The sequence below is a fragment of the Gottfriedia sp. S16(2024) genome (assembly GCF_050473765.1).
Classification (GTDB): Bacteria; Bacillota; Bacilli; order Bacillales; family Bacillaceae_G; genus Gottfriedia.
Window position 1 is genome coordinate 3,255,611 of sequence record NZ_JBFLUO010000001.1, and the last position, 20,749, is coordinate 3,276,359.

At 31.4% G+C, this 20,749-nt stretch carries 25 protein-coding genes; 17 read left to right on the plus strand and 8 right to left on the minus strand.

Annotated elements, in window-relative coordinates; genetic code table 11:
* Positions 1-118: 118 nt before the first annotated feature.
* Complete coding sequence (locus tag AB1282_RS15230) at positions 119-1,108, minus strand: tyrosine-type recombinase/integrase (RefSeq protein WP_429899439.1); 990 nt, start codon at positions 1,106-1,108, stop codon at positions 119-121.
* A gap of 265 nt (positions 1,109-1,373) precedes the next feature.
* Here AB1282_RS15230 and AB1282_RS15235 point away from each other — a divergent pair, with 265 nt between their 5' ends.
* A complete protein-coding gene (locus AB1282_RS15235) occupies positions 1,374-2,321 on the plus strand; it encodes an AAA family ATPase (RefSeq protein ID WP_056470291.1) in 948 nt (315 codons plus the stop codon).
* 8 nt (positions 2,322-2,329) lie between these two features.
* On the opposite strand, the gene AB1282_RS15240 is transcribed toward AB1282_RS15235, so the two are convergent.
* On the minus strand, positions 2,330-3,286 hold the full coding sequence (locus AB1282_RS15240) for a magnesium transporter CorA family protein (protein WP_429899440.1): 957 nt from the start codon (positions 3,284-3,286) through the stop codon (positions 2,330-2,332).
* Between the two features lie 352 nt (positions 3,287-3,638).
* Positions 3,639-4,286 carry a trimeric intracellular cation channel family protein gene (locus AB1282_RS15245; protein WP_056470286.1) on the minus strand — a complete coding sequence of 216 codons (648 nt, stop codon included), beginning with the start codon at positions 4,284-4,286 and terminating at the stop codon, positions 3,639-3,641.
* A gap of 124 nt (positions 4,287-4,410) precedes the next feature.
* Between AB1282_RS15245 and hflX the strand changes: the two genes are divergently transcribed.
* From hflX to AB1282_RS15290, 9 genes are all read left to right on the plus strand, one after another.
* Positions 4,411-5,679 (plus strand): GTPase HflX, encoded by a 1,269-nt coding sequence (gene hflX, locus AB1282_RS15250; protein ID WP_056470283.1) that lies wholly within the window; start codon positions 4,411-4,413, stop codon positions 5,677-5,679.
* Between the two features lie 3 nt (positions 5,680-5,682).
* The gene (locus AB1282_RS15255) at positions 5,683-6,954 is read left to right on the plus strand and encodes an aminotransferase class I/II-fold pyridoxal phosphate-dependent enzyme (protein ID WP_056470280.1); all 1,272 of its coding nucleotides are present in this window, start codon (positions 5,683-5,685) and stop codon (positions 6,952-6,954) included.
* A 243-nt stretch (positions 6,955-7,197) separates the two neighbouring features.
* Positions 7,198-7,536, plus strand: a complete 339-nt coding sequence (locus tag AB1282_RS15260; RefSeq protein ID WP_129689114.1) for a zinc ribbon domain-containing protein YjdM — start codon at positions 7,198-7,200, stop codon at positions 7,534-7,536.
* A 171-nt stretch (positions 7,537-7,707) separates the two neighbouring features.
* The gene (locus AB1282_RS15265) at positions 7,708-8,409 is read left to right on the plus strand and encodes a hypothetical protein (protein ID WP_429899441.1); all 702 of its coding nucleotides are present in this window, start codon (positions 7,708-7,710) and stop codon (positions 8,407-8,409) included.
* Positions 8,410-8,533: 124 nt separating this feature from the next.
* A complete protein-coding gene (locus tag AB1282_RS15270) occupies positions 8,534-9,829 on the plus strand; it encodes an MFS transporter (RefSeq protein WP_056470272.1) in 1,296 nt (431 codons plus the stop codon).
* Positions 9,830-9,991: 162 nt separating this feature from the next.
* Positions 9,992-10,462 (plus strand): DUF4825 domain-containing protein, encoded by a 471-nt coding sequence (locus AB1282_RS15275; protein WP_056470269.1) that lies wholly within the window; start codon positions 9,992-9,994, stop codon positions 10,460-10,462.
* 185 nt (positions 10,463-10,647) lie between these two features.
* Positions 10,648-10,752 (plus strand): hypothetical protein, encoded by a 105-nt coding sequence (locus AB1282_RS15280; protein WP_429901158.1) that lies wholly within the window; start codon positions 10,648-10,650, stop codon positions 10,750-10,752.
* Between the two features lie 99 nt (positions 10,753-10,851).
* Entirely contained in the window at positions 10,852-10,977 is a 126-nt protein-coding gene (locus AB1282_RS15285) for a hypothetical protein (RefSeq protein WP_429899442.1), read from the plus strand.
* Positions 10,978-11,037: 60 nt separating this feature from the next.
* Positions 11,038-11,697: a serine/threonine protein kinase gene (locus AB1282_RS15290; protein ID WP_429899443.1), complete on the plus strand. Its 660-nt coding sequence runs from the start codon at positions 11,038-11,040 to the stop codon at positions 11,695-11,697.
* 225 nt (positions 11,698-11,922) lie between these two features.
* Here AB1282_RS15290 and AB1282_RS15295 read toward each other — a convergent pair whose 3' ends face one another.
* The 3 genes from AB1282_RS15295 to AB1282_RS15305 are packed head-to-tail and all read right to left on the minus strand — an operon-like array spanning position 11,923 to position 13,269.
* On the minus strand, positions 11,923-12,456 hold the full coding sequence (locus AB1282_RS15295) for a permease (RefSeq protein ID WP_056470263.1): 534 nt from the start codon (positions 12,454-12,456) through the stop codon (positions 11,923-11,925).
* Positions 12,453-12,935, minus strand: coding sequence for a hypothetical protein (locus AB1282_RS15300; protein WP_429899444.1), 483 nt, complete (start codon positions 12,933-12,935; stop codon positions 12,453-12,455). Before AB1282_RS15300 ends, AB1282_RS15295 begins: the two co-directional genes overlap by 4 nt.
* Positions 12,928-13,269, minus strand: coding sequence for a PadR family transcriptional regulator (locus AB1282_RS15305; protein ID WP_429899445.1), 342 nt, complete (start codon positions 13,267-13,269; stop codon positions 12,928-12,930). Before AB1282_RS15305 ends, AB1282_RS15300 begins: the two co-directional genes overlap by 8 nt.
* A 342-nt stretch (positions 13,270-13,611) precedes the next feature.
* Here AB1282_RS15305 and AB1282_RS15310 point away from each other — a divergent pair, with 342 nt between their 5' ends.
* From AB1282_RS15310 to AB1282_RS15320, 3 genes are all read left to right on the plus strand, one after another.
* Complete coding sequence (locus AB1282_RS15310; RefSeq protein WP_429899446.1) at positions 13,612-14,094, plus strand: DUF2975 domain-containing protein; 483 nt, start codon at positions 13,612-13,614, stop codon at positions 14,092-14,094.
* A 10-nt stretch (positions 14,095-14,104) separates the two neighbouring features.
* A complete protein-coding gene (locus AB1282_RS15315; RefSeq protein WP_056470252.1) occupies positions 14,105-14,323 on the plus strand; it encodes a helix-turn-helix domain-containing protein in 219 nt (72 codons plus the stop codon).
* A gap of 76 nt (positions 14,324-14,399) precedes the next feature.
* Complete coding sequence (locus tag AB1282_RS15320; protein ID WP_082459474.1) at positions 14,400-15,182, plus strand: DUF817 domain-containing protein; 783 nt, start codon at positions 14,400-14,402, stop codon at positions 15,180-15,182.
* Positions 15,183-15,306: 124 nt separating this feature from the next.
* Here AB1282_RS15320 and AB1282_RS15325 read toward each other — a convergent pair whose 3' ends face one another.
* Positions 15,307-15,489, minus strand: a complete 183-nt coding sequence (locus AB1282_RS15325; protein WP_056470246.1) for a hypothetical protein — start codon at positions 15,487-15,489, stop codon at positions 15,307-15,309.
* Between the two features lie 387 nt (positions 15,490-15,876).
* On the opposite strand from AB1282_RS15325, the gene AB1282_RS15330 reads away from it, so the two are divergent.
* The 4 genes from AB1282_RS15330 to AB1282_RS15345 all read left to right on the plus strand — a co-directional run bounded on the left by AB1282_RS15330 (position 15,877) and on the right by AB1282_RS15345 (position 18,898).
* On the plus strand, positions 15,877-16,584 hold the full coding sequence (locus AB1282_RS15330) for a hypothetical protein (RefSeq protein ID WP_429899447.1): 708 nt from the start codon (positions 15,877-15,879) through the stop codon (positions 16,582-16,584).
* A gap of 288 nt (positions 16,585-16,872) precedes the next feature.
* Complete coding sequence (locus AB1282_RS15335) at positions 16,873-17,301, plus strand: hypothetical protein (protein ID WP_429899448.1); 429 nt, start codon at positions 16,873-16,875, stop codon at positions 17,299-17,301.
* 174 nt (positions 17,302-17,475) lie between these two features.
* Positions 17,476-18,063 carry a hypothetical protein gene (locus AB1282_RS15340; RefSeq protein WP_429899449.1) on the plus strand — a complete coding sequence of 196 codons (588 nt, stop codon included), beginning with the start codon at positions 17,476-17,478 and terminating at the stop codon, positions 18,061-18,063.
* Between the two features lie 127 nt (positions 18,064-18,190).
* Positions 18,191-18,898 (plus strand): DNA alkylation repair protein, encoded by a 708-nt coding sequence (locus tag AB1282_RS15345; protein ID WP_390312857.1) that lies wholly within the window; start codon positions 18,191-18,193, stop codon positions 18,896-18,898.
* Between the two features lie 247 nt (positions 18,899-19,145).
* Here the strand turns inward: AB1282_RS15345 and AB1282_RS15350 are convergent, their stop codons facing one another.
* Positions 19,146-20,342, minus strand: coding sequence for a macrolide family glycosyltransferase (locus AB1282_RS15350; RefSeq protein WP_429899450.1), 1,197 nt, complete (start codon positions 20,340-20,342; stop codon positions 19,146-19,148).
* Positions 20,343-20,749: the final 407 nt, after the last annotated feature.

Genomic DNA, 20,749 nt, shown 5'->3' on the forward strand with positions numbered 1-20,749 from the left:
AGAAAAAGTGATTGCAGCTTGCAAAATGAAGAAAAATATTCCTCGAAAGAAATCGCAGAACTGATGAAAGCTAAACTAAATACAAGTTCTTAAAAGGAAGGAGTTATGATGATCGAAATCATAACTCCTTTTTATTTGAGCGTTCATTTTCTTGAAAATATTGAAAATATCGTTTTAAAGAAACTGAGGTCTTCAATCCAACTAATTGCTGAATATCTTCCACTAATAATCCCTCTTTTATTTTTCGTAGAATAAAAGTGTTTCTTAAATGTTGGGAGCAAAGTCCTTTTCTAAGCCCGGCTCTTTTAACTTCTAACCTAAGCATTTTTTGAAATGCAATTTCAGTTAGTGCTTTCGGTGAATCGGTATCGTAAACCCAATGGAATGTCATGCGGTTAAAATCAAATGCAACAAAAAGCGGATGAGTTGAATGATAGTGAGGTCTTACAGGCTCGGGTATCGTGACAAAATAATTATATAATAGTATTCGATCTTCTTTTGTGAGAATAATTGTTCTTTTTATACCTTCCTTGCTATGGACAACAAGTTCATTTAAAGCGAAGTTAATGTCTCTCATTTGTAAATCAATTAATTCCTTTAAAGTTAGTCCATAAAAAAGCATAAAACGTATCATAATTTCGTTACGATCCATTAAAAATGATCTAGCTTTTAATTGTTTTTCTGACAAATCGGTCGTGGATTGAACAATTGATAGTAATTTTTTTTCTTCTTCTTCTGAGATAAAATCGTCCGTTGAAAGAGCGCGTGAAGGACCAGCTAAATAGTTAGTGAATGGAATGATATTTTCGATTGATGAATTATTAGAATGTAAAAATTTATAAAATTGATTTAGAACGACATAAATTCGATGCATCGTTTTCTCATTATATCCACGTTCAGATGTTAAATAATAGAAATAATCATTAAAATTTTGAACTTGTAATGTACTAAAACTGTCATTAACTTTTTTAAAGTAACGGAAGCATTCTTCTAAATCATAGCAATAGCGCTTAATAGTCGATTCTTTTCTTCCCTTACTATTTAAATGAGAGGCAAATTGCAAGATGACATCAGGTAAAGTAGCAGTTGTTAAGTTTGGGATCGTCATTTTTATCAACTCTTCTCTTTTTCTCTCATTATATCAAATTAGTTAATAGAATTTAGTAAAATTTAGCAATCTTATCCAATTTAAAGTTAGTCTATAGAATAAATGTTTTGAAATTAATTGTTCGTACATATAATAGTAAAAACTTAATTTAGTAAAATATTTTCAAAAGCGCATAATACGAACAGTAACGAGGTTTCAGGTTTCTCGTGGTGTGCTTTCTATAGATATTAAAAAATGTTCGACAGAATAAAGAGAGGTGTCATGTTTGGAGCAACCAATTCGTTTAAAAGATAACGGCCAAATAAATGTTGTACTTAATACAGTGAAAAGGGGAGAGGTTTCTCCAAATCCAAGTATCGAAACAGTGAAACAGCCTAAACATGAGTTATTAATTGAAATAGAAGATCAATTAAGGCATTTAATAGGTATGGACGAAATAAAAAAAATGATTCATGAAATTTATGCTTGGATATTTATTAATAAAAAAAGAGAAGAATTAAACTTAAAAGCCGAAAAACAAGTACTGCATATGTTGTTTAAAGGGAATCCAGGAACTGGAAAAACGACTGTTGCAAGAATTATTGGTCAATTATTTTTAAAAATGGGAGTATTGTCAAAGGGCCACCTAATCGAAGCAGAAAGAGCTGATTTAGTCGGAGAATACATTGGTCACACTGCTCAAAAAACTAGAGATTTAGTAAAAAAAGCAAATGGAGGCATTCTTTTTATTGATGAGGCTTATTCACTAGGCCGTGGTGGGGAAAAAGATTTCGGAAAAGAAGCGATTGATACACTTGTTAAACATATGGAAGATAAACATGGCGACTTTGTTCTGATATTAGCCGGCTATTCTTCGGAAATGGATTATTTCTTAAGCTTGAATCCTGGACTAAAATCAAGATTTCCATTTATTTTAGAATTCCAGGATTATTCTGTAATGGAGCTTCTAGATATATCAAAAAAAATGTTTGTTGACCGAGAATATATTCTATCTCGGGAAGCTGAATACCGATTAAGAGACTTTATCCAAAAGGCAAAACTTGAAAATCGTGCTCATTTTAGCAATGGGCGATTTGTTCGTAATATAGTTGAAAAATCGATTAGGACTCAAGCTACAAGATTAGTATCTGAGACCGAATTTAATCGAGAAATATTAATGAGAATCGAAGAAAAAGACTTATTTACTTCAGACAAAATCGACTCGATTAATTGATTGATTAGCTATTTTATTTGGTGTTTTCGACCCCACCAACCTTTAATGTTAAAATAAATTGAAATAATGACCCCAATTAAAATATTGAGGACAATACAATATAAATAACCATATTTCCATTTTAACTCAGGCATAGTTACAAAATTCATGCCATAAAAACCTGCGATAAAAGACATCGGTAAAAAAATAGCACTTATGAGTGTTAAAGTTTTCATAATATCATTTGTACGGTCAGATTTTAAAGACATTTGCAGCTCTATAATGCCTGCCATACTTTCTTTAAAATTATCAAGGGCATTAATAATACGTTCATAATTCTCTTTCAATTCACTAAAATAAAAACCTGCATCCTGGCTTAAGAACGGAAAATCTGCTTCAACAATTTGGTTAATGACATTTACTTGCGGTTCTACAAGCTGTCTTAAATCTTGAAGTTGAACTTTCCAATTGAAAATTTTCTGATCTAAATCCTTTCGAAATGGATCATTAAATAAGTCTCGTTCAATTTCTTCAATGTCATTTGCAAATCGATCAATTGAAATAAGGAACTTCTCAATAACTTCATGGAAAATTTGATATAAAACATGACCAGCATGGTCTACTTTAATATAATTTTGATCGAATTCTTGCGTTACATATTTGAATAGATCTATTTCGTGATTTTCTATATATGAAATAATTAAATTACTGCAAACTAGAATATTTATTTTTGTTGGTTTAAATAACTTAGTTAAGGCATATAAGGAAAGTATTGCCTCGTTTTTAAAAACATTTATTCTTGGCTTATGATCACTATGTAGAAGTTTCTTCTTTGCTAAAGGATGAATATTTAAACCTTGAATTACCGTAGTTAACTCATCTAAAGATTTATTATTGAAGTGATACCAAAGAATTTCATCATTAGTTGGAAGCAAAAATTCATCTATTGTTTCGACTGAATGGGTTGTTATATTATATCTCTTCAAATGAAATTCCTCCTTTAAATAAATTTCTAAAATAGTGTTGGCAAGTATAGGTAAATTATGTGAACAAATCAAACGCTTTTTTTGGTTTGTTTTTTCATGTTAATGAAATATGTGATTAACAACGTAAATTGTTTGTCAACTAATTTACAAAGATATTAAAGGGGAGAGGATTTATAGTTAATTGGAAGATTTGTATCATTTAAATGATTTGAATTACAGTAAGCTTTTTTTTGCACCAAATTAGAATGATACTTTACCCAATCATAAGTGTGCTAAAACAAAGTCACATTCTATTTAAAATAAAAAAACAAACCATCATTTTAAAAGGTTTGTTTTTATTGGACTTATTTATTTAATTTAAATTTTGAGTGTTTGATTCGTTTAAACTAACTGTAGAGCCTTTAAATGATCTTTTTGGTAGACTCCAATTATAATGTACAGATAATAGTCTAAGAAGAACAATAACAATGAATAATAGTAATAGTTCAAAATTTGTATCAACAAATTTATTACCAATTAAAACGCCTACAAGTATTGCCCAAAAGGCATATACTTCTGAATGTAATACCATTGGTTTTCTTTTTGCTAGTAAATCTCGTACGATTCCGCCACCAATTCCAGTTAAGACAGATGCTACAATAACAGCGCTAACAGGTAATTTTAATTCCATGGCATAATTTGCACCGAGAATTGCAAATGCGGATAAACCGATTGAATCGAATAAAATATCTAACTTTTTAAATGGTTTATTTGATATTTGCGGAAAGAAAAAAATAATTGTCATTGCAACTAACGCAATTGTAAAATTTGTTGTTTGATTCCATAAATAGTTAATTGGATAACCTATTAATAAATTACGTAATGCACCGCCACCAAAGGCTGTAGCAAAGCCTAGTATATAGACACCAAATAAATCATAGTCTTCTTCCATAGCAACTACCGCACCACTTAATGCAAAGGAAATAGTACCAATAATGCTAAATAACTCCCATGTTTCCAAAAAGCAATTCCCCCGCCCTGAATAAAAAGATGAAAAATAGTCCAGATATCATTATAATAAAGAGACAGTTAAGAGTAAAGAAGATTTAATTACTTAGAATTGGTTAAAGAAAAGGTGGAATTTTGTGTCGAATGAATTGAGAGAAAAAGCCATTTTAGTTGGATGTCAGCTTCAGAATGTAGATGATGATCGTTTTAATTATTCAATGGACGAATTAGCATCACTAACGAAAACGGCAAATGGAGAGGTAGTTTTAATTACTACACAAAAAAGAACTAAATATCATCCAGCGTTATACATAGGGACAGGTAAATTAGAAGAGTTAGAGGCAGCAATTGCAGAGTTAGAACCAGATGTTGTTATTTTTAATAATGAACTGACTCCGTCTCAAATACGTAATTTATCTGCAAGATTAGAAAAAAGAGTTATTGACCGTACGCAATTAATTTTAGACATATTTGCACAACGAGCGAAAACAAAAGAAGGTAAATTGCAGGTTGAATTAGCTCAATTACAATATTTAATGCCAAGACTAGTTGGTCAAGGTACAGAGTTATCAAGACTTGGTGGAGGTATTGGTACAAGAGGACCTGGTGAAACAAAACTAGAATCTGATCGTCGTCATATCCGAAAACGAATTGATGATATTAAACAGCAATTGAACATTGTCGTTGAGCATCGTAAGCGTTATCGAGAGCGACGTAAGAAAAATGAAATGTTTCATATTTCATTAGTAGGTTATACAAACGCAGGAAAATCAACATTATTTAACCGACTAACTAAATCTGATGTGTATGAACAAGACTTACTGTTTGCGACATTAGATCCAACAACAAGAAAATTTGTTTTATCAAATGGTATGACAACTTTATTAACAGATACAGTAGGTTTTATTCAAGATTTACCAACTGCACTAATTGCAGCATTCCGTTCAACGTTAGAAGAAGCTACAGAAGCAGATTTCATTCTTCATGTTGTCGATGCATCTCATGAAAATTATAAAAGCCATGAAGTTACAGTTTCCAAATTATTGAATGATTTAGATGTTAAAAATATTCCAATTTTAACTGTCTATAATAAAATAGATCAAGTTCATGAGGACTTTGTACCGTCCCCATCTGAAGGTTTTATTGAAATGAGTGCTTTAAATGAAGATGATTTAAGTAAATTACGTTATAGAATTGAATTTGAATGTAAGCAGTATATGGAACATTTTGAAGCGTTTGTACCAGCATACGAGGGTAAATTGATTCATGAAATCAAAAAATTAACGATGATTGAATCAATCAATTTTAATGAAGATGCAGAAATCTATCAAATTTCTGGGTATGTTTTCAAGGAACATTCAATTTATGATACAGTTAAAAGATATAGAATATATAAGGAGCAATAATCAATGCTAGAATTTTTATCAAACGGGGAAAAAATTGCACCATTAGTGGAAGATGTTGAAAAATTAATTTCAGAAGCCCATAAAGAAATTGACGAAGTGATTGAATATAACCAATTCAAAGTTTTACAAAGCTTTCGAAAGCATAAAGTGAGTGATAGTCATTTTATCCCAACAACTGGTTATGGTTATGATGATATTGGAAGAGATACATTAGAGGAAATTTTTGCTGATGTTTTAGGTGGAGAAGCTGGTTTAGTGAGACCACAAATCATTTCTGGAACTCATGCAATTTCAACTGCTTTATTTGGCGTACTAAGACCAGGGGATGAGCTTTTATATATTACCGGGAAGCCATACGATACTTTAGAGGAAATCGTAGGAATTCGTGGTGAAAGTGGAAATGGCTCATTAAAAGACTTTGGGATTGGATATGAATCAATCGAATTAGTAAATAACGAACGGATTAATTATGAAAAAGTAGCAAATAAAATGACAAGTAATACGAAAGTAATCGGTATTCAGCGTTCAAAAGGTTACGGAACAAGACCTTCATATACAATTGAACAAATTAAAGAGATGATTGATTTTGTAAAAGAAATTGATCCAAATATCATTGTTTTTGTAGATAATTGTTATGGAGAGTTTGTTGAAAAACTAGAGCCATGCCATGTAGGAGCAGATTTAATGGCAGGTTCATTAATCAAAAATCCTGGTGGTGGACTTGCAAAAACAGGTGGTTATATTGTAGGACGTAAAGATTTAGTCGAAAAATGTGGCTACCGCTTAACATCTCCAGGGATTGGACGTGAAGCTGGAGCTTCTCTTTATGCGTTACAAGATATGTATCATGGATTTTTTATGGCGCCACATATTACTGGTCAAGCTTTAAAAGGTGCATTATTTACTGCAGCGTTTTTAGAAAAGCTTGGAATGAACACAAACCCTTCATGGGATGCAGTAAGAACAGATCTAATACAATCTGTTCAATTTGATGATAAAGAAAAAATGATTGCATTTTGTCAGGCAATTCAAGCGGCTTCGCCAATCAATGCTCATTTTACGCCAACAGCAAATTATATGCCTGGATACGAAGATGATGTAATTATGGCAGCGGGAACATTTATCCAAGGTGCAAGTATTGAATTAACAGCAGACGGTCCGATAAGAGCTCCATATGTTGCATATGTTCAAGGTGGTTTAACTTATGCCCATGTGAAAATCGCAATTTGTTCGGCAGTTAATTCTTTAATTGAAAAAAATCTATTAGAAATTTAAAACAAAATAGCTCATGACCACAAGTCATGAGCTATTTTATATATGAAAATAATTGGGGACTTACTTTCATATTAAAGAAGGTTCTATCTATATTTATATCATACAGGTCAATTCTTAAATTAACCTTAACACTATCATTAAAATTTGATAATAATAATCTAATCTTGTATTAAGGATAGGAGTATGCGACTATATAGAAGTTGTGAAAATAGTATAGATTCAGTAATGAGCGGAGGAAAAACAATGGAAAATCTACCTAATTGTCCTAAATGTAATTCAGCATATACATATGAAGATGGAAATCTTTTAATTTGTCCAGAATGTGGTTATGAATGGACAATGGAAACAGAAAATACAAATGACGAAACAAAAGTAGTGAAAGATGCGAACGGTAATATTTTAAATGATGGAGATTCAGTTACTGTTATAAAGGATTTAAAAGTAAAGGGCACATCACTTGTCGTTAAAATTGGTACAAAAGTGAAAAGTATTCGATTAGTCGAAGGCGATCACGATATCGATTGTAAAATAGAAGGTTTTGGTGCCATGAAGTTGAAGTCTGAATTTGTTAAAAAAGCGTAGAATCGTTACTTATTCATTCTATTAAAAGAACAAATGCATCAAGTCAAAAGGCTCGATGCATTTGTTTTATCTGTTAATTTGAAGTCTATGATGATCAATTGAAAGGAAATAAGTATGAATTCGTTGTAGATCCAGAGAATGATGTGTATAAGTTATATAGGAGAGGGAAATATGAAGCTTTTTCAAAGTAAAAATACATATGCTCAAGCAAACATCTGTTACAAAGAAATCTTAACACCGCTTGGTCTAGTTTTGTTGGAACTAAATATTGACGATAAACGGTACAATAACTTAACTGAAATTTCGGAATGTTTTACGCTCTATAATGGTGGCACTTTACTTTGTTATAACCATCAACATTTTATTGCCGAATTAGTAATTTGCGAACCTGATTATAAAATCCCTAATCATATGAAAGTTGAAAAAGTTATTGCTGGAATTTGGAGGATTAAACCATTAGTCAAAAGTTTAAAATGTAAGTTCGATACAAAATTAATACCGATCAATTTAAAAGAAACTGTTTGTGGTTCTAATAGTGGAGAAAATCTAGATGCCATAACATTTGAGTATAAAGAATTTAATATGACTATCGGAACACAAGACGGAAATAAATTACTAAATCGATTCCATGAAAAAGACATGATGGCGAATAAATTTAATCGATTGGAACAAGAAATTCCAGACAATATAATTCAGTACAACAAAGACTATACTGGACTTTCTGTGCCACTTACATCACTTGAAATAAATGAGGTAACTCAAATTCATTTTGTTATTGCTTGGAATTATGCATTAGATGAATTTGATTGTTCAACATGGTTTGCTGTTGATCTGTCCAGTGAAGAAATTCTATCTATTGAAGATTTGATTTAAATTTACGAAAGAAAATAAAAATAATAGTTTGATATAAATTGATTTTTGTTAAAATAAAAGAGAACGTTTACATTCATTAGCAATCATATTTAAATAATCGCACGAGATAGAAGAAGGTGTATAAATGAATAATCGAGCCCATAATTTTGCAATGGATTATGTGAATTCAGAGGAAAAACAAAAAATGCTATATAAACGGACACTCTTGATGGTTAGCATTTCGCAAATTTTTGGTGGAGCAGGTTTAGCTGCTGGGGTTACAGTGGGTGCACTACTAGCACAACAAATGCTTGGTACAGATGCTTTTACTGGTCTTCCTGCATCCCTGTTTACACTAGGTTCGGCAGGAGCGGCATTAATTGTCGGTAGGCTTTCTCAAAAGTTTGGTCGACGAATAGGGCTTGCTGGGGGATTTTTTACAGGTGGACTTGGTGCAATCGGTGTAGTAATTGCAGCGATGACAAACAGTATTATCCTTTTATTTGCCTCACTTTTGATTTACGGTGCAGGAACAGCAACCAATTTGCAGGCTAGATATGCGGGAACTGATTTAGCAAATAATAAACAACGTGCTAAAGCGATTAGTATTGCAATGGTTTCTACAACTTTTGGTGCTGTTGCAGGTCCTAACTTAATCGGACCAATGGGGAAATTTGCAACTTCCATTGGCGTACCAGCACTTGCAGGTCCGTTCATCTTATCTGCAACTGCTTTCATTTTGGCTGGTCTTTTTCTTTTCATTATGCTTAATCCAGACCCATTAATTATCGCAAAAATGATCGAGTCAAATAAAACAAAACAAGTTAATGTGGAAAATACATCACCTGTAGAAAGTATTAAAAACAACAGGGGAATTGCTGTTGGAGCCGCAACTATGGTACTGACACAAATTGTAATGGTTGCTATTATGACAATGACACCTATTCATATGGAACATCACGGTCATGGACTAAATGAAGTAGGGATCGTGATTGCATTTCATATTGGATCGATGTATCTTCCTTCATTAATTACAGGAATTCTAGTTGATAAAGTCGGTCGAACTGCCATGTCGATTGCGTCTGGGGCGACTCTACTCTTAGCAGGATTGACCGCTGCATTAGCACCTAGTGATTCAATGATTCTTCTAGTAGTTGCGCTTTCATTACTAGGATTAGGTTGGAACTTTGGACTAATCAGTGGGACTGCTCAAATTGTTGATTCAACAGATTCATCTACACGTGCCAAAACTCAAGGGACTGTTGATGTACTTATTGCACTAGCAGGAGCATCTGGAGGAGCTTTGTCTGGAATGATTGTAGCTAATTCAAGCTATGCAACATTATCATTAGCTGGAGGAGCTTTGTCTTTAATCCTTATTCCAGTCGTGATTTGGTCACGTGGAGGAAAAAAAGAACGTGAACAAGGGCTTCAAATGTAAAAATCAAATTTAATTTATAATTAAGATGAAATAGGAGCTGATTAATCAGCTCCTATTTAACAATTTGCATGCTTGATAAAAAGTTTAATCAATTTCTTAGTAAAATCGTATATTTAATTGTGCTCACTAATTGAATTCGTGCTCAATTACAAAGGGGGAAATATGAAAAAATTTTTAGCTTATTTCATACTAATAATGTTATTGATCAGTTTAACCAGCTGTTCTTTAAGCAAAAACACAAGTAAGGATATTTTTCATTATAAAAATTCTTATGTCGGTAATAACAGTGCTGTAGGAAATATTATAAAACAATTACCGAATCATAAAGAATTCACCCAAGTGTCACTCCAAACAAAAAAGAAGCCTTATGGTATAACGATTGAATATAAGAATTTACCCGCAAATACTAAAAATATCGTAATAAATAACGCAACTTACTTATTTGCATTGATCAAAAATGTAGAATGGATTGTTTTTGATTTTGCTGATCAAAATTATACTGTAAAAAGACAACATCTGGATGAATGGTATGGAAAAGATTTAAGTTCTTACACAAATGAAAAGGAACTAGAGGAACTAATCCACACTAATTTAAAAGAGAAAAATAAAGTAAATCAGTTATTTAAGAAATAAAGTCTTATATAATGATAGATTTAATAACTTAAGCCTTGAAATGATCCTAATCAAGGAGTGCTTAAAATGAAGAAGCATTTGGCTAGAGGAGAACGACTTATATCAATTAGAACCAATAACGCGCGAGATGATAAAAAAGGCAGAAAAAAAAGTTTAACATTAAATTACCTAATAAATACATAGAGATTCTTAAACAACAAAACGGGGGAATGATTAAATATAATTCATTTCGTACTGAAATTCCAACTTCATGGGCTGATGACCATATTAATGTAGATCATATTTTATAAATTGGTGAGGAAACTGGGATTTTAGAAAGTGAGTATCTTATAAAAGAATGGGCTTGCCACTTAATATTGTTCTAATTTAAGGTGATGGACATTCTTAGATTGCTGATGGATTATAGGAAGACAAAAGAAGAGGCACCAGTTATATATATTGACGTGGATGAAGATCAAATAATCAATATAGCTCCTAATTTTGAAGCATTATTAACAGGTTTAACGAATTGGTAAATTTTTTAATAGGCTAATTGATTGAGAGATAATAGGAAACAGATATAAAGGGGTAAACGAATGTCTATTTTAATAAATCAATCAGAATTTAAGATTCTAATTGAAAATGAATTAATTACGAATGTAAACCTCAAGAGTGAACGCCCAAATGACCCAATAGTAGTTAAGAATATACCTGAAGGCTGGAAATGCATTGGATCAGGTAATTATGCTGCTGTTTTTATTCACCATTCTGAACCAAATGTAGTCGTTAAAGTGTATGGAAAAGACCTAGATGGTTTAGAAAAAGAAGTTCAAGTCTATAAACAATTGGGAGAACATCCAGCTTATTCGAAATTGATACAATACGGTGAAAAATATCTAGTCTTAAAAAGATTAGAAGGAATTACCCTATACAACGCCCTTGCGAATGGTGATCGAATACCTGAGAGTGTGATTAAAGATGTAAATATTGCGCTTAAGTATGCGATTAGTCGTGGGTTAAATCCATACGACGTTCACGGAAAAAATGTGATGATGAAAGATGGTAGAGGATACGTTGTAGATATATCTGACTTTTACAAAAAAGGCAAGGATGAAAAGTGGGAAGATTTAGTCAAAGCTTACTATAAACTATATAAAAAAACTTTGTATAAAGTACCTATTAAAATCCCATTGAAATTCTTGGATTTTACTAGACACTCATACAGATTTTACAAAAAATTGAAGAGAAAGATTTAGATAGACACGGTGGGAAATGATACGACAAGTGCAATAGGCTATATAATTGAACATTTCATGTGACTGCAATGGATACTAAACAAGAGATAGCGGTTTATACTTTAATCATTTCAAGAAGACTAGCATAGGGGCTGGTCTTCTTGAGTTTGCAGCTATTCATTTAGTTTGTTTGTGTTTAGGATAAATCGCTCTTCATTTTGTACTCTTTTTTCATTAAGATTATATCTATAAAGAAATATCTTTGTTATTATCAAAATTTAACAATTGTTTATGATTATAAAACTTCTCAAAAATGATTCCCATTAAATAGTAAAATACTAAGCCAAAACATATATGAATCAGTGTAAATTTTATACCAAATGAAGCAAATTCATATATAACGACAGGTAGTTTAGCCGTTGTCCAAACTCCTAAAAAGAAAACAACATAGCGAATACTTGCTCCTTTTTTCAATAAAAGTACCGCGATTGGAAAAGCTAGGTATAGTGGACCAGCTGCAATACCACCAAGTAAGAGAGCAAACAAAACACCGTAAATACCGGATTTATCCCCCATATATTTAATAAGGGTTTCTTTTTCAACCCATTTGTCAAGTAAGCCAACAAATATTAAAACAGGTGGAAGGAGAAATAACATATTTAAAATACTATTTCCAGTTAATTGAAATGCTTTCATTCCAAGTGAGTGGTTTATTAATGTTAGAACGATGAACGACCCAAATAATATAAAAAAGAAACGATATTTTCTTAATTGTCTCATACCATCACCAACCAAATAATATATGCAAATAAAAGAGACATTAAAAGTCCACTTGCATTACGTGCATATGCAAAACTTCTTCCAAATAATTTTTGTTCCATAGGTAAAGTAACAATTCCTACAGACATTAATGTAGACATTAACACTGCTACTTGTGGGAGTCCAGCACCATTTTGGACTAATGTTTCTCCAAGAGGAAAAACGATAAAACTAGGAATTAGTCCAACTGACCCAATTAATGTAGATAGTATAATTCCTTTTATTCCAGATTGTTCCCCAATAATCGAAGAAACGAGTGAGGGCGTTAATAACGATAAGGATAGTCCTACAAAAAACATAATAGTTAAAATTTCAGGTAAAATATTACAAAACATCTTCCATGATTTTAATAGAGCCTCTTTCGTTTTTTCTCGATCTTTTATAAAAGAAATAATAGTAAGAATGATGGCTAAACTGTATAGGATCAAAGCATTAATCATGATTCTTCACCTTCCATACATTGTATCTGCTTAGGAAAAATGTTAAATTCTTAAGTTTTTCTTCAATATTTATTTGAAATTCTTCTAATTTTTCTTTTCCAACTTCAGTAATTTTGTACATCTTGATCGGTTTATCTTGCTCGGATGTACCTAAATAAGACTCAACATCACCTTCAGTCTCTAATTGCTTTAGAGTTCGATATAATATGGAACTGTCAATTGGATTGATTGGAAGTTCTTCCTCACACTTCTGTAAAAGCTTCCCTCCATAACTGTCCCCTTCTGTTAAAAACAATAAAAGAAATGCACCTGTATGTCGGCCTGTATGTTTCATAAATTGTAAACCTCCTAAATTCGTAAATTTCCTCACAAAAAATAATTTCATACTGTTAATAACAATATACTGTTAAAAACAGTAATATGTTACTCACAGTAAAAATTAATCTGTTAATTTATTTCAACTCTAACATTTTTAAAAATTTTCTCTTTATGAGGAGAGATCGATGATTAAGTTTTTACGAGCATTTCTTTAGGTGAGAAATGCTTTTTTACTATTTATAAAATGTAAGGATATTTTTATAACAATAATAATATAATAAAAAACAACAATAATTTATTGTAAAACGATAAATTGTATGGTAAATTCAAATTGAAAATAATTTAGTGAGGTGCTTTTATGAAACGAGGATCAACTCTCTTTTTAAAAATAGTAGTGATTCTTATTGGGCTACCAGTTCTTGCATTGTGTATAATTGTGGTTCCTAAGATTGCAGAATTTACAGCTGAGCTGTATCCGAATATTGCATTAATGAAATATTTTATTTTTATAGATCTTTATGCAGCTGCGATTCCTTTCTATTTTGCTCTTTATCAAGCATTTAAGCTTTTAAGCTATATTGATAAAAACAAAGCTTTCTCGGAATTATCGGTTAATGCTTTAAAGAAAATAAAATTTAGTGCAATAGCAATTAGTGTTTTGTATGTATTAGGGTTGCCACTTTTTTATTTAATTGCAGATATGGATGATGCTCCAGGAATTATTGTTATTGGCATGATTTTGATTTTTGCTTCATTGGTAATTGCAGTCTTTACAGCCGTTCTCGAAAAGCTTTTGAAAGAGGCGATTGATATAAAATCAGAAAATGATTTAACGGTCTGAGGTGAAGAACATGGCAATTATTATCAATATTGATGTAATGTTAGCAAAAAGGAAAATGAGTGTAACCGAGCTTTCGGAAAAGGTTGGGATTACGATGGCGAATCTATCTATATTGAAAAACGGCAAAGCAAAAGCCATTCGTTTTGCAACTTTAGAAGCGATTTGTAAGGCCCTAGAGTGTCAACCTGGAGATATTTTAGAGTACCAAAATGATGAAGACAACAAGTAAATCGATAAGATTGATATAAATTTATGAAGGAGAGCTAATTGTGAATTTAATACTTCAAAAGACTGAGTCACATTTTATAAGAGCGATCAAACAACTTGTTCGATTTGGTTTGGAGCAGGCTTTATCTTGTATTTTTCCTGTAGTGATTTTTGCCTCGTTAGCTTTTACTAAAATTGTACCACTTCCATTTCTGCCTCGATATGATTGGTTACTTTTGATCTGTATTTTGATGCAGTGGTTAATGGTGCGTACCGGACTTGAAACATTGGATGAATTAAAAGTCATCACATTGTTTCACCTAATAGGACTTGCGCTTGAACTTTTTAAAGTACATATGGGCTCTTGGGCATATCCAGGGGAAGGATACTCAAAACTATTTGGAGTGCCACTATATAGTGGATTTATGTACGCAAGTGTTGCAAGTTATTTATGTCAAGCGTGGAGAAGGTTGAAGGTTGAACTAATTAATTGGCCACCATTTTTTGTAGTTGCTTCACTTGCAGCAGCAATTTATTTGAATTTCTTTACCCACCATTTTTGGATGGACGTTCGTTGGTGGTTATCAGGGCTTGTCATAATTGTTTTTTGGAAATCTTGGGTCACTTATGAAGTCAATGGGACCAGATACCGAATGCCAATTGCACTTTCTTTCGTCCTAATCGGATTTTTTATATGGATTGCCGAAAATATTGCAACGTTTTTTGGAGCATGGCAATATCCTAATCAGTCGGTTGCTTGGAGTTTAGTTCATTTAGGAAAAGTAAGTTCATGGCTCTTATTAGTAATTGTAAGCTTTCTGATCGTAGCTACCTTAAAGCGAGTTAAGGGAAATAATTCAATTAGAAGGAAAGAACACTAGAAATATTTTTGGCATTATAAAAAATAACCTGTATCTTAGATTAACTAGTAATCAGATACAGGTTTATTTAATGATTTGTTTCGTTAGTATATTTTAAAAAAGATTCCTAAACCTAATATTCTACCTACTTACCGATAAGATTCATAAAAGCTTTATATATTAGGAAAAGGGAGAAAATTAAAATAGCTAAAATACCAATTAAATCAGTTAATGGCTGTACACTTGATAAGAATGTGCCTGCTAAAGGCATTTTGATTAAAGCAAAACCAGCTATAATACTAGCTAACATTAAAAAAATTCTTTCCATTCACTCATCCCTCCATTCAATAATATTTTATGTTCAATTAAAATGTAAGTGCTTTCAAAGACAACTTTTTATAAAAAATGTGCTTTTGTCACGATTAATTAGTGGGCGTAAAACACAATAAATTCGCTATATTATTTCATATGAATTTGGAGCATCTATTGAGATTAAGAGGAGTAAGGATAGGGGGAGTCAACAAGATTTCTTTCCTATCACTTAAGTGTAATTTTAATATAATTGTTGTTTCGCATACTATTCTATTTCATCTACTAGTAGAGATTTAAAATAATAGGAGTGAAGAATAATTGAGTTCAAGGTGTAAACGTGATGGGGCATTTCATTAAAGAAATTGAATACTATGTAAAAAAGACTATTTTTAAGGAGGTTTTAATGAAAAAGGTTAATCTGTTCAAGCTTTCGTTTATAATATTGCCTTTACTACTTGTAGCTTGTCGATTTACCACTTCAGAAAGTCAATCACCGATCGATTGGGTAGACTTTGTTAGATGGAATGGGGTTGAGTACTATGGCATAGAATCAGGCGTTTTAACTAATGAAAAATTTATTGATGAAAAAGTAGGGGAAGTAAAATTCAAAGTAGCAGATCATGTTACAAATCCAAGTTATAAAATAAAAGATGGAGATGCAGCATTCCGTGAGAAAGGAACGGAAATTTATTCAATAAAGGGTAATCCTGAATTAATTGCCTTAAAAGACAAAACTGCAATAAATGGATATAGCATCTATTATGCAAAAGGAACTACAGATTATAAGTGGTATTTTAAAGATGTACCAATCGAAAAGGTAGATAAGATTGAAATCTATCAATCTTATTCCCCTAACGCGAAAAAGATATCTGTTATTAATGACAAAGAAAAAATAGATAGCTTTCTGGATATTTTAAAGAATAGTAAAGAAGATTCAAATTTCCAGCCAAATAATGATAATACAGATTCTACTCATTATGAAATTGTATTGTTTATAGATGAACCAATTGCCTATAAATATAATATTGAATTTGACGGTGCAACCTACTATTGGTATCCGTGGGATACTTCAATTTTGTCAAATGAGATTGGAAAATTTTTGTCAAATTAATGATTTATATAAATATACACCTCTATTTAAATACAAAAATTAACTCGCTAATTATTTTAGCGAGTTTTTTACTTTACATAATAATTCCTATCTATCTAAATTCAGTATATGGACAAAACTCAAAGATAATCTGCGCTCCAACTGAAATCTAGTAATCGAAAAACAACAAGTAAAATATGTGAAAGATAGATGAAACTAGAACAATTCTTATATTAAACTACTTTTAAAAATGGTAAAATATGGTTATATAGAGATAGGAAGCGGATCTATTTTACGGAGGGGCTATAGTTGAGAAGGCCATATATATTTTTGATATGCATAGCAATCATAGGATTATGCTTAGGTGGACTTTATTTTGAAAATATGAAGTTTACTAAGGCAAAAAATGAAATATGGATTGGTTATAACTACACAAAGTTCGGGAAAAATGTAATCGAATTTAAACCAATAAATGTAGAAAAACAAGCAAAATTAAATCAATTAGAAGAAATATTTTTATTTAGTAAAAAAATAGAAAATCCAATTGTTGATTTAGCAAAATACGATGTTCAGTTAACATTCAGAAGTCCAATAGATAAAACAGTTGAATATAGTTCATTACTTTGGTTCACAAAAAGTGGTGCAATTATAAAAATCAATGGTTTTAACGGATATAGAAGTGTTAGTATAGACAATGCCAAATCAATAAAAAATATAATAAATTATATAGAGTTGTAATGATTAAATAATTTTTAAGATAATGAGTTGTCATGGCAACTTATTTTTTTTTGATGTTATAGGGAAGAATTGATTGGATATTTAGTTGCGGCGGTTTAGTAGTAGAAGAAATGATATAATATTGTGGTGGTTAATAAAGCAAACAGATAAATTAATCTTTAAGTTGGTGATTGAATGTTTCGTTTTTTAAAATCTAAAAAGAAGGTAAGTTTCCATGAACAATTATTTGAATTGCAAAAGATAGGGATAGAATTAAATCCAATTTTAAATGAAGAATTAATTTTTGCTGAGTATAGTAAAGAGGAATTTGAGCAAGAACCTTACCTGCATTTAATAATCGCTTTAGGAAGTGAATTGGAATTAAACGGAAATTATATTAACTGTTCAAATGAAATATGGTATCTGGATACGGAATGTATTGAGGACACAGGAGATTATGTTCTAATTGCAGAAAGAATTAAAGACTTATCAAAAAATTATTTAGATCTTAAAAATATTAAAGATATTGTAGATATAGAAAATCAAGTAGCATCAATTTCATTTACTTTAGATGAAAGAGATTATTGTTGGAAGTTAGAAGTAAATGATGACTGGATCGATGAGAAAATTATTGTTATGTTTAATGATTTATTAGAAATAAAAAATACGGATAAGCAAGTTTATATTCTAGACTTAGGAGGACAAGATTGTTTAATTGGTATTTTTTCCAAGGCACAAGTAAAGCAGTTAAATCACTTACTCAATGGATATAAATTTGAATGATTATAAAACAGCAAAACTTAATTTTTAACAATGTGGTTCAACTATTTTGCTAATTTAGTTGCTTGATAAAAGTTTTGAATAAAAGGAAACAATGGAGATGGAATAGATAGAAAGGAAGTGTAAAAAAGTGGAATTGGAAACGGTTATGCAGGAGCTAGAAGCACTTGGTAAGGAACGGACAAAAAAGACATACATAAGTAATGGTGCACATGAGCCACTATTTGGAGTGGCAACAGGGGCAATGAAGCCGATCGCTAAGAAAATTAAAATGGATCAGCAATTAGCGAATCAATTATATGCAACAGGTAATTACGATGCGATGTATTTTGCGGGGATTATTGCAGATCCTTTGAAAATGACTGAAGAAGACTTTGAGAGTTGGATTGATGGAGCTTATTTCTATATGCTTTCAGACTATGTAGTTGCAGTTACTTTAGCTGAAGCCGATATAGCGCAAGAGGTAGCCGACAAATGGATTGCAAGCGGAGATGAACTTAAAATGTCTGCTGGTTGGAGCTGTTACTGCTGGCTTTTGGGGAATCGTTCAGATACTGAATTTAATGCGGATAAGATTTCAAATTTGCTTGACCAGGTGAAAGATGCAATCCATGATTCTCCTGAACGAACTAAATCTGCAATGAATAATTTTGTTTATACAGTAGCAATTTCATATTTACCTCAACATGAAAAAGCAATTGAAACTGCTAAAGTAATTGGACCAGTCGAAATGAAAAAGGAAAAGAAAAAAAGCACAATTTTACTTTGCTCTGAAAAAATTCAAAAAGATTTAGATAAAGGTCTTTTAGGATTTAAGCGTAAACATGTAAGGTGTTAATGTAATAGATGTGATAGAGGAAAAGGGCGTTAAAAAGTGGAAATCATTTTTTAAAAGTCGTTCAAGAAAAAGCTGAATCAATTATTTCGATTCAGCTTTTTCTTGACTTTTAATATGACTTTTTTTATTTTTAAAAAAATAGCTTCAGAAGAGAATGAGAATTAAACCTAAACTAATAATGGCTCCATTCTTATAGTTGCGTGAAGAATATCTACCCCGAATGTAAAGACCTATGTAAATTTTCTATTTATTTATAAATAAAATGGAAAATCTCATTAACAGCCTGGTTATACCCTCCCGCTTCTTGAAAAGATTTCTTTATGCTGTCGATTACTTTAATGTAAGAAGACCTATTACTTAACACATCTTCTGCGGCTTCACGCAGTTGTATAGGTGTCAAATTTTGTGTTTGCAATTGCAAACCTGCTCCAATCTTGTCTATTTGCTCTGCAATTATTGGCTGATCAGCGCTTTGAGGGATTACGATTAATGGAACTCCGTAATAGAGACCCTCACTTGTGCTGTTCATTCCACCATGCGTTATAAATAATTTAGTAAATTTTAGAACTTCTGTCTGTGGAACATATTGTTTTACAATAAAGTTTTGAGGAATAATCCCTAAATCATCTAGATTAGTTTGTTTACCTATCGACAGTACGACTGAGTGTTCACTATGACCAAATGCTTCAAAACATAGCTTATAAAAATCAATAGAGTGGTTAAAAACAGTTCCCAGAGAAATATATATAGGACTTTTACTTTTAATAGTAGAAAGGTCAAATGTTTCCTGTTGTAATCGTGAACCGATAGAAGGGCCGACAAATTTGTATGTATTATTAAAGGACTCTCCACCAGGTTGAAAGGCTCTAGTAGTGTATACGATTGTTAATGGAGCAGGATTACAAAATACTTCATAAGATGAATTGATCTCTACACCATATTTTTTCTTAATATTTAATGACAGTCTATTAAATTCATCATTAATCGGTTTAATTATTTCTTCAGGAATATTCTTTAATTGCTTTTCCATCATTTTATCGAATGTTTCTTCTGTCTGTGCAAAAGTAGTACAGGAATTGATTGCGGGAAGTTTAAGAATTTGAGCAATTAAACGTCCACAACCAAACATAGAATCATGTATGATGTAATCAAAATGCTCTCCTTTAATCTGTTCAAGAACACTAGGTATAACGATTTCTGCTGTATGTAATAGACCATTAATTCTTTCTAGTAAATGAGTTCGACCACCTAAGAGAAAGGCTTTAATAAATTTTTGTTCATCAATTGTTCGCACTGTAGCTCCAGTCTTTTCAATTCGATCTCGAAAAGACTCTATCGAAAAGTAGACAACCTCTTCACCGCGTGAAACTAGCTCTTTTACAACTCCTAAAGTAGGATTGATATGCCCTTCTGAGCCTCCATTAATAAATAAAACACGTGCCATTCCAAACACTCCTTGGTTCAATTTATTCTTCTTTATAAGAAAATGATTAAGCTTAACTATTAAATAACATTGTATAATGCTAAACTAAAAAATAAAAATAATTGAGATGATTTTGCGATGGAGAATAAATAATGAAGAAAGAAGATATCACCGCAATTATATAGATGAGCAAGAAAGAATTAGTTTAAAATTACTAGATTTTGATAATGGGGAATAAATATAGTTTATCTATTATTTTTTCTGTAAAACAAATGGCTTACTTTTATAAATAGTTAATTTTTAAAAATTTAGCTCTGTTAAAGTAAATTGTTGATAGTTAAACTAATAAAACAAACCATCAAATTGACAGTTTGCTTCGTTTTTTTTCATAATGGGTACTAATTATTTCACCTGAATGGTACTGTGCT

Excerpts from the sequence above, each read along its gene's own strand:
- AB1282_RS15230 (WP_429899439.1), bottom strand. The coding sequence starts at position 1,108 with ATGACGATCCCAAACTTAACAACTGCTACTTTACCTGATGTCATCTTG.
- AB1282_RS15255 (WP_056470280.1), top strand. The coding sequence starts at position 5,683 with ATGCTAGAATTTTTATCAAACGGGGAAAAAATTGCACCATTAGTGGAA.
- AB1282_RS15260 (WP_129689114.1), top strand. The coding sequence starts at position 7,198 with ATGGAAAATCTACCTAATTGTCCTAAATGTAATTCAGCATATACATAT.
- AB1282_RS15265 (WP_429899441.1), top strand. The coding sequence starts at position 7,708 with ATGAAGCTTTTTCAAAGTAAAAATACATATGCTCAAGCAAACATCTGT.
- AB1282_RS15270 (WP_056470272.1), top strand. The coding sequence starts at position 8,534 with ATGAATAATCGAGCCCATAATTTTGCAATGGATTATGTGAATTCAGAG.
- AB1282_RS15275 (WP_056470269.1), top strand. The coding sequence starts at position 9,992 with ATGAAAAAATTTTTAGCTTATTTCATACTAATAATGTTATTGATCAGT.
- AB1282_RS15290 (WP_429899443.1), top strand. The coding sequence starts at position 11,038 with ATGTCTATTTTAATAAATCAATCAGAATTTAAGATTCTAATTGAAAAT.
- AB1282_RS15295 (WP_056470263.1), bottom strand. The coding sequence starts at position 12,456 with ATGAGACAATTAAGAAAATATCGTTTCTTTTTTATATTATTTGGGTCG.
- AB1282_RS15300 (WP_429899444.1), bottom strand. The coding sequence starts at position 12,935 with ATGATTAATGCTTTGATCCTATACAGTTTAGCCATCATTCTTACTATT.
- AB1282_RS15305 (WP_429899445.1), bottom strand. The coding sequence starts at position 13,269 with ATGAAACATACAGGCCGACATACAGGTGCATTTCTTTTATTGTTTTTA.
- AB1282_RS15310 (WP_429899446.1), top strand. The coding sequence starts at position 13,612 with ATGAAACGAGGATCAACTCTCTTTTTAAAAATAGTAGTGATTCTTATT.
- AB1282_RS15315 (WP_056470252.1), top strand. The coding sequence starts at position 14,105 with ATGGCAATTATTATCAATATTGATGTAATGTTAGCAAAAAGGAAAATG.
- AB1282_RS15325 (WP_056470246.1), bottom strand. The coding sequence starts at position 15,489 with ATGGAAAGAATTTTTTTAATGTTAGCTAGTATTATAGCTGGTTTTGCT.
- AB1282_RS15330 (WP_429899447.1), top strand. The coding sequence starts at position 15,877 with ATGAAAAAGGTTAATCTGTTCAAGCTTTCGTTTATAATATTGCCTTTA.
- AB1282_RS15340 (WP_429899449.1), top strand. The coding sequence starts at position 17,476 with ATGTTTCGTTTTTTAAAATCTAAAAAGAAGGTAAGTTTCCATGAACAA.
- AB1282_RS15350 (WP_429899450.1), bottom strand. The coding sequence starts at position 20,342 with ATGGCACGTGTTTTATTTATTAATGGAGGCTCAGAAGGGCATATCAAT.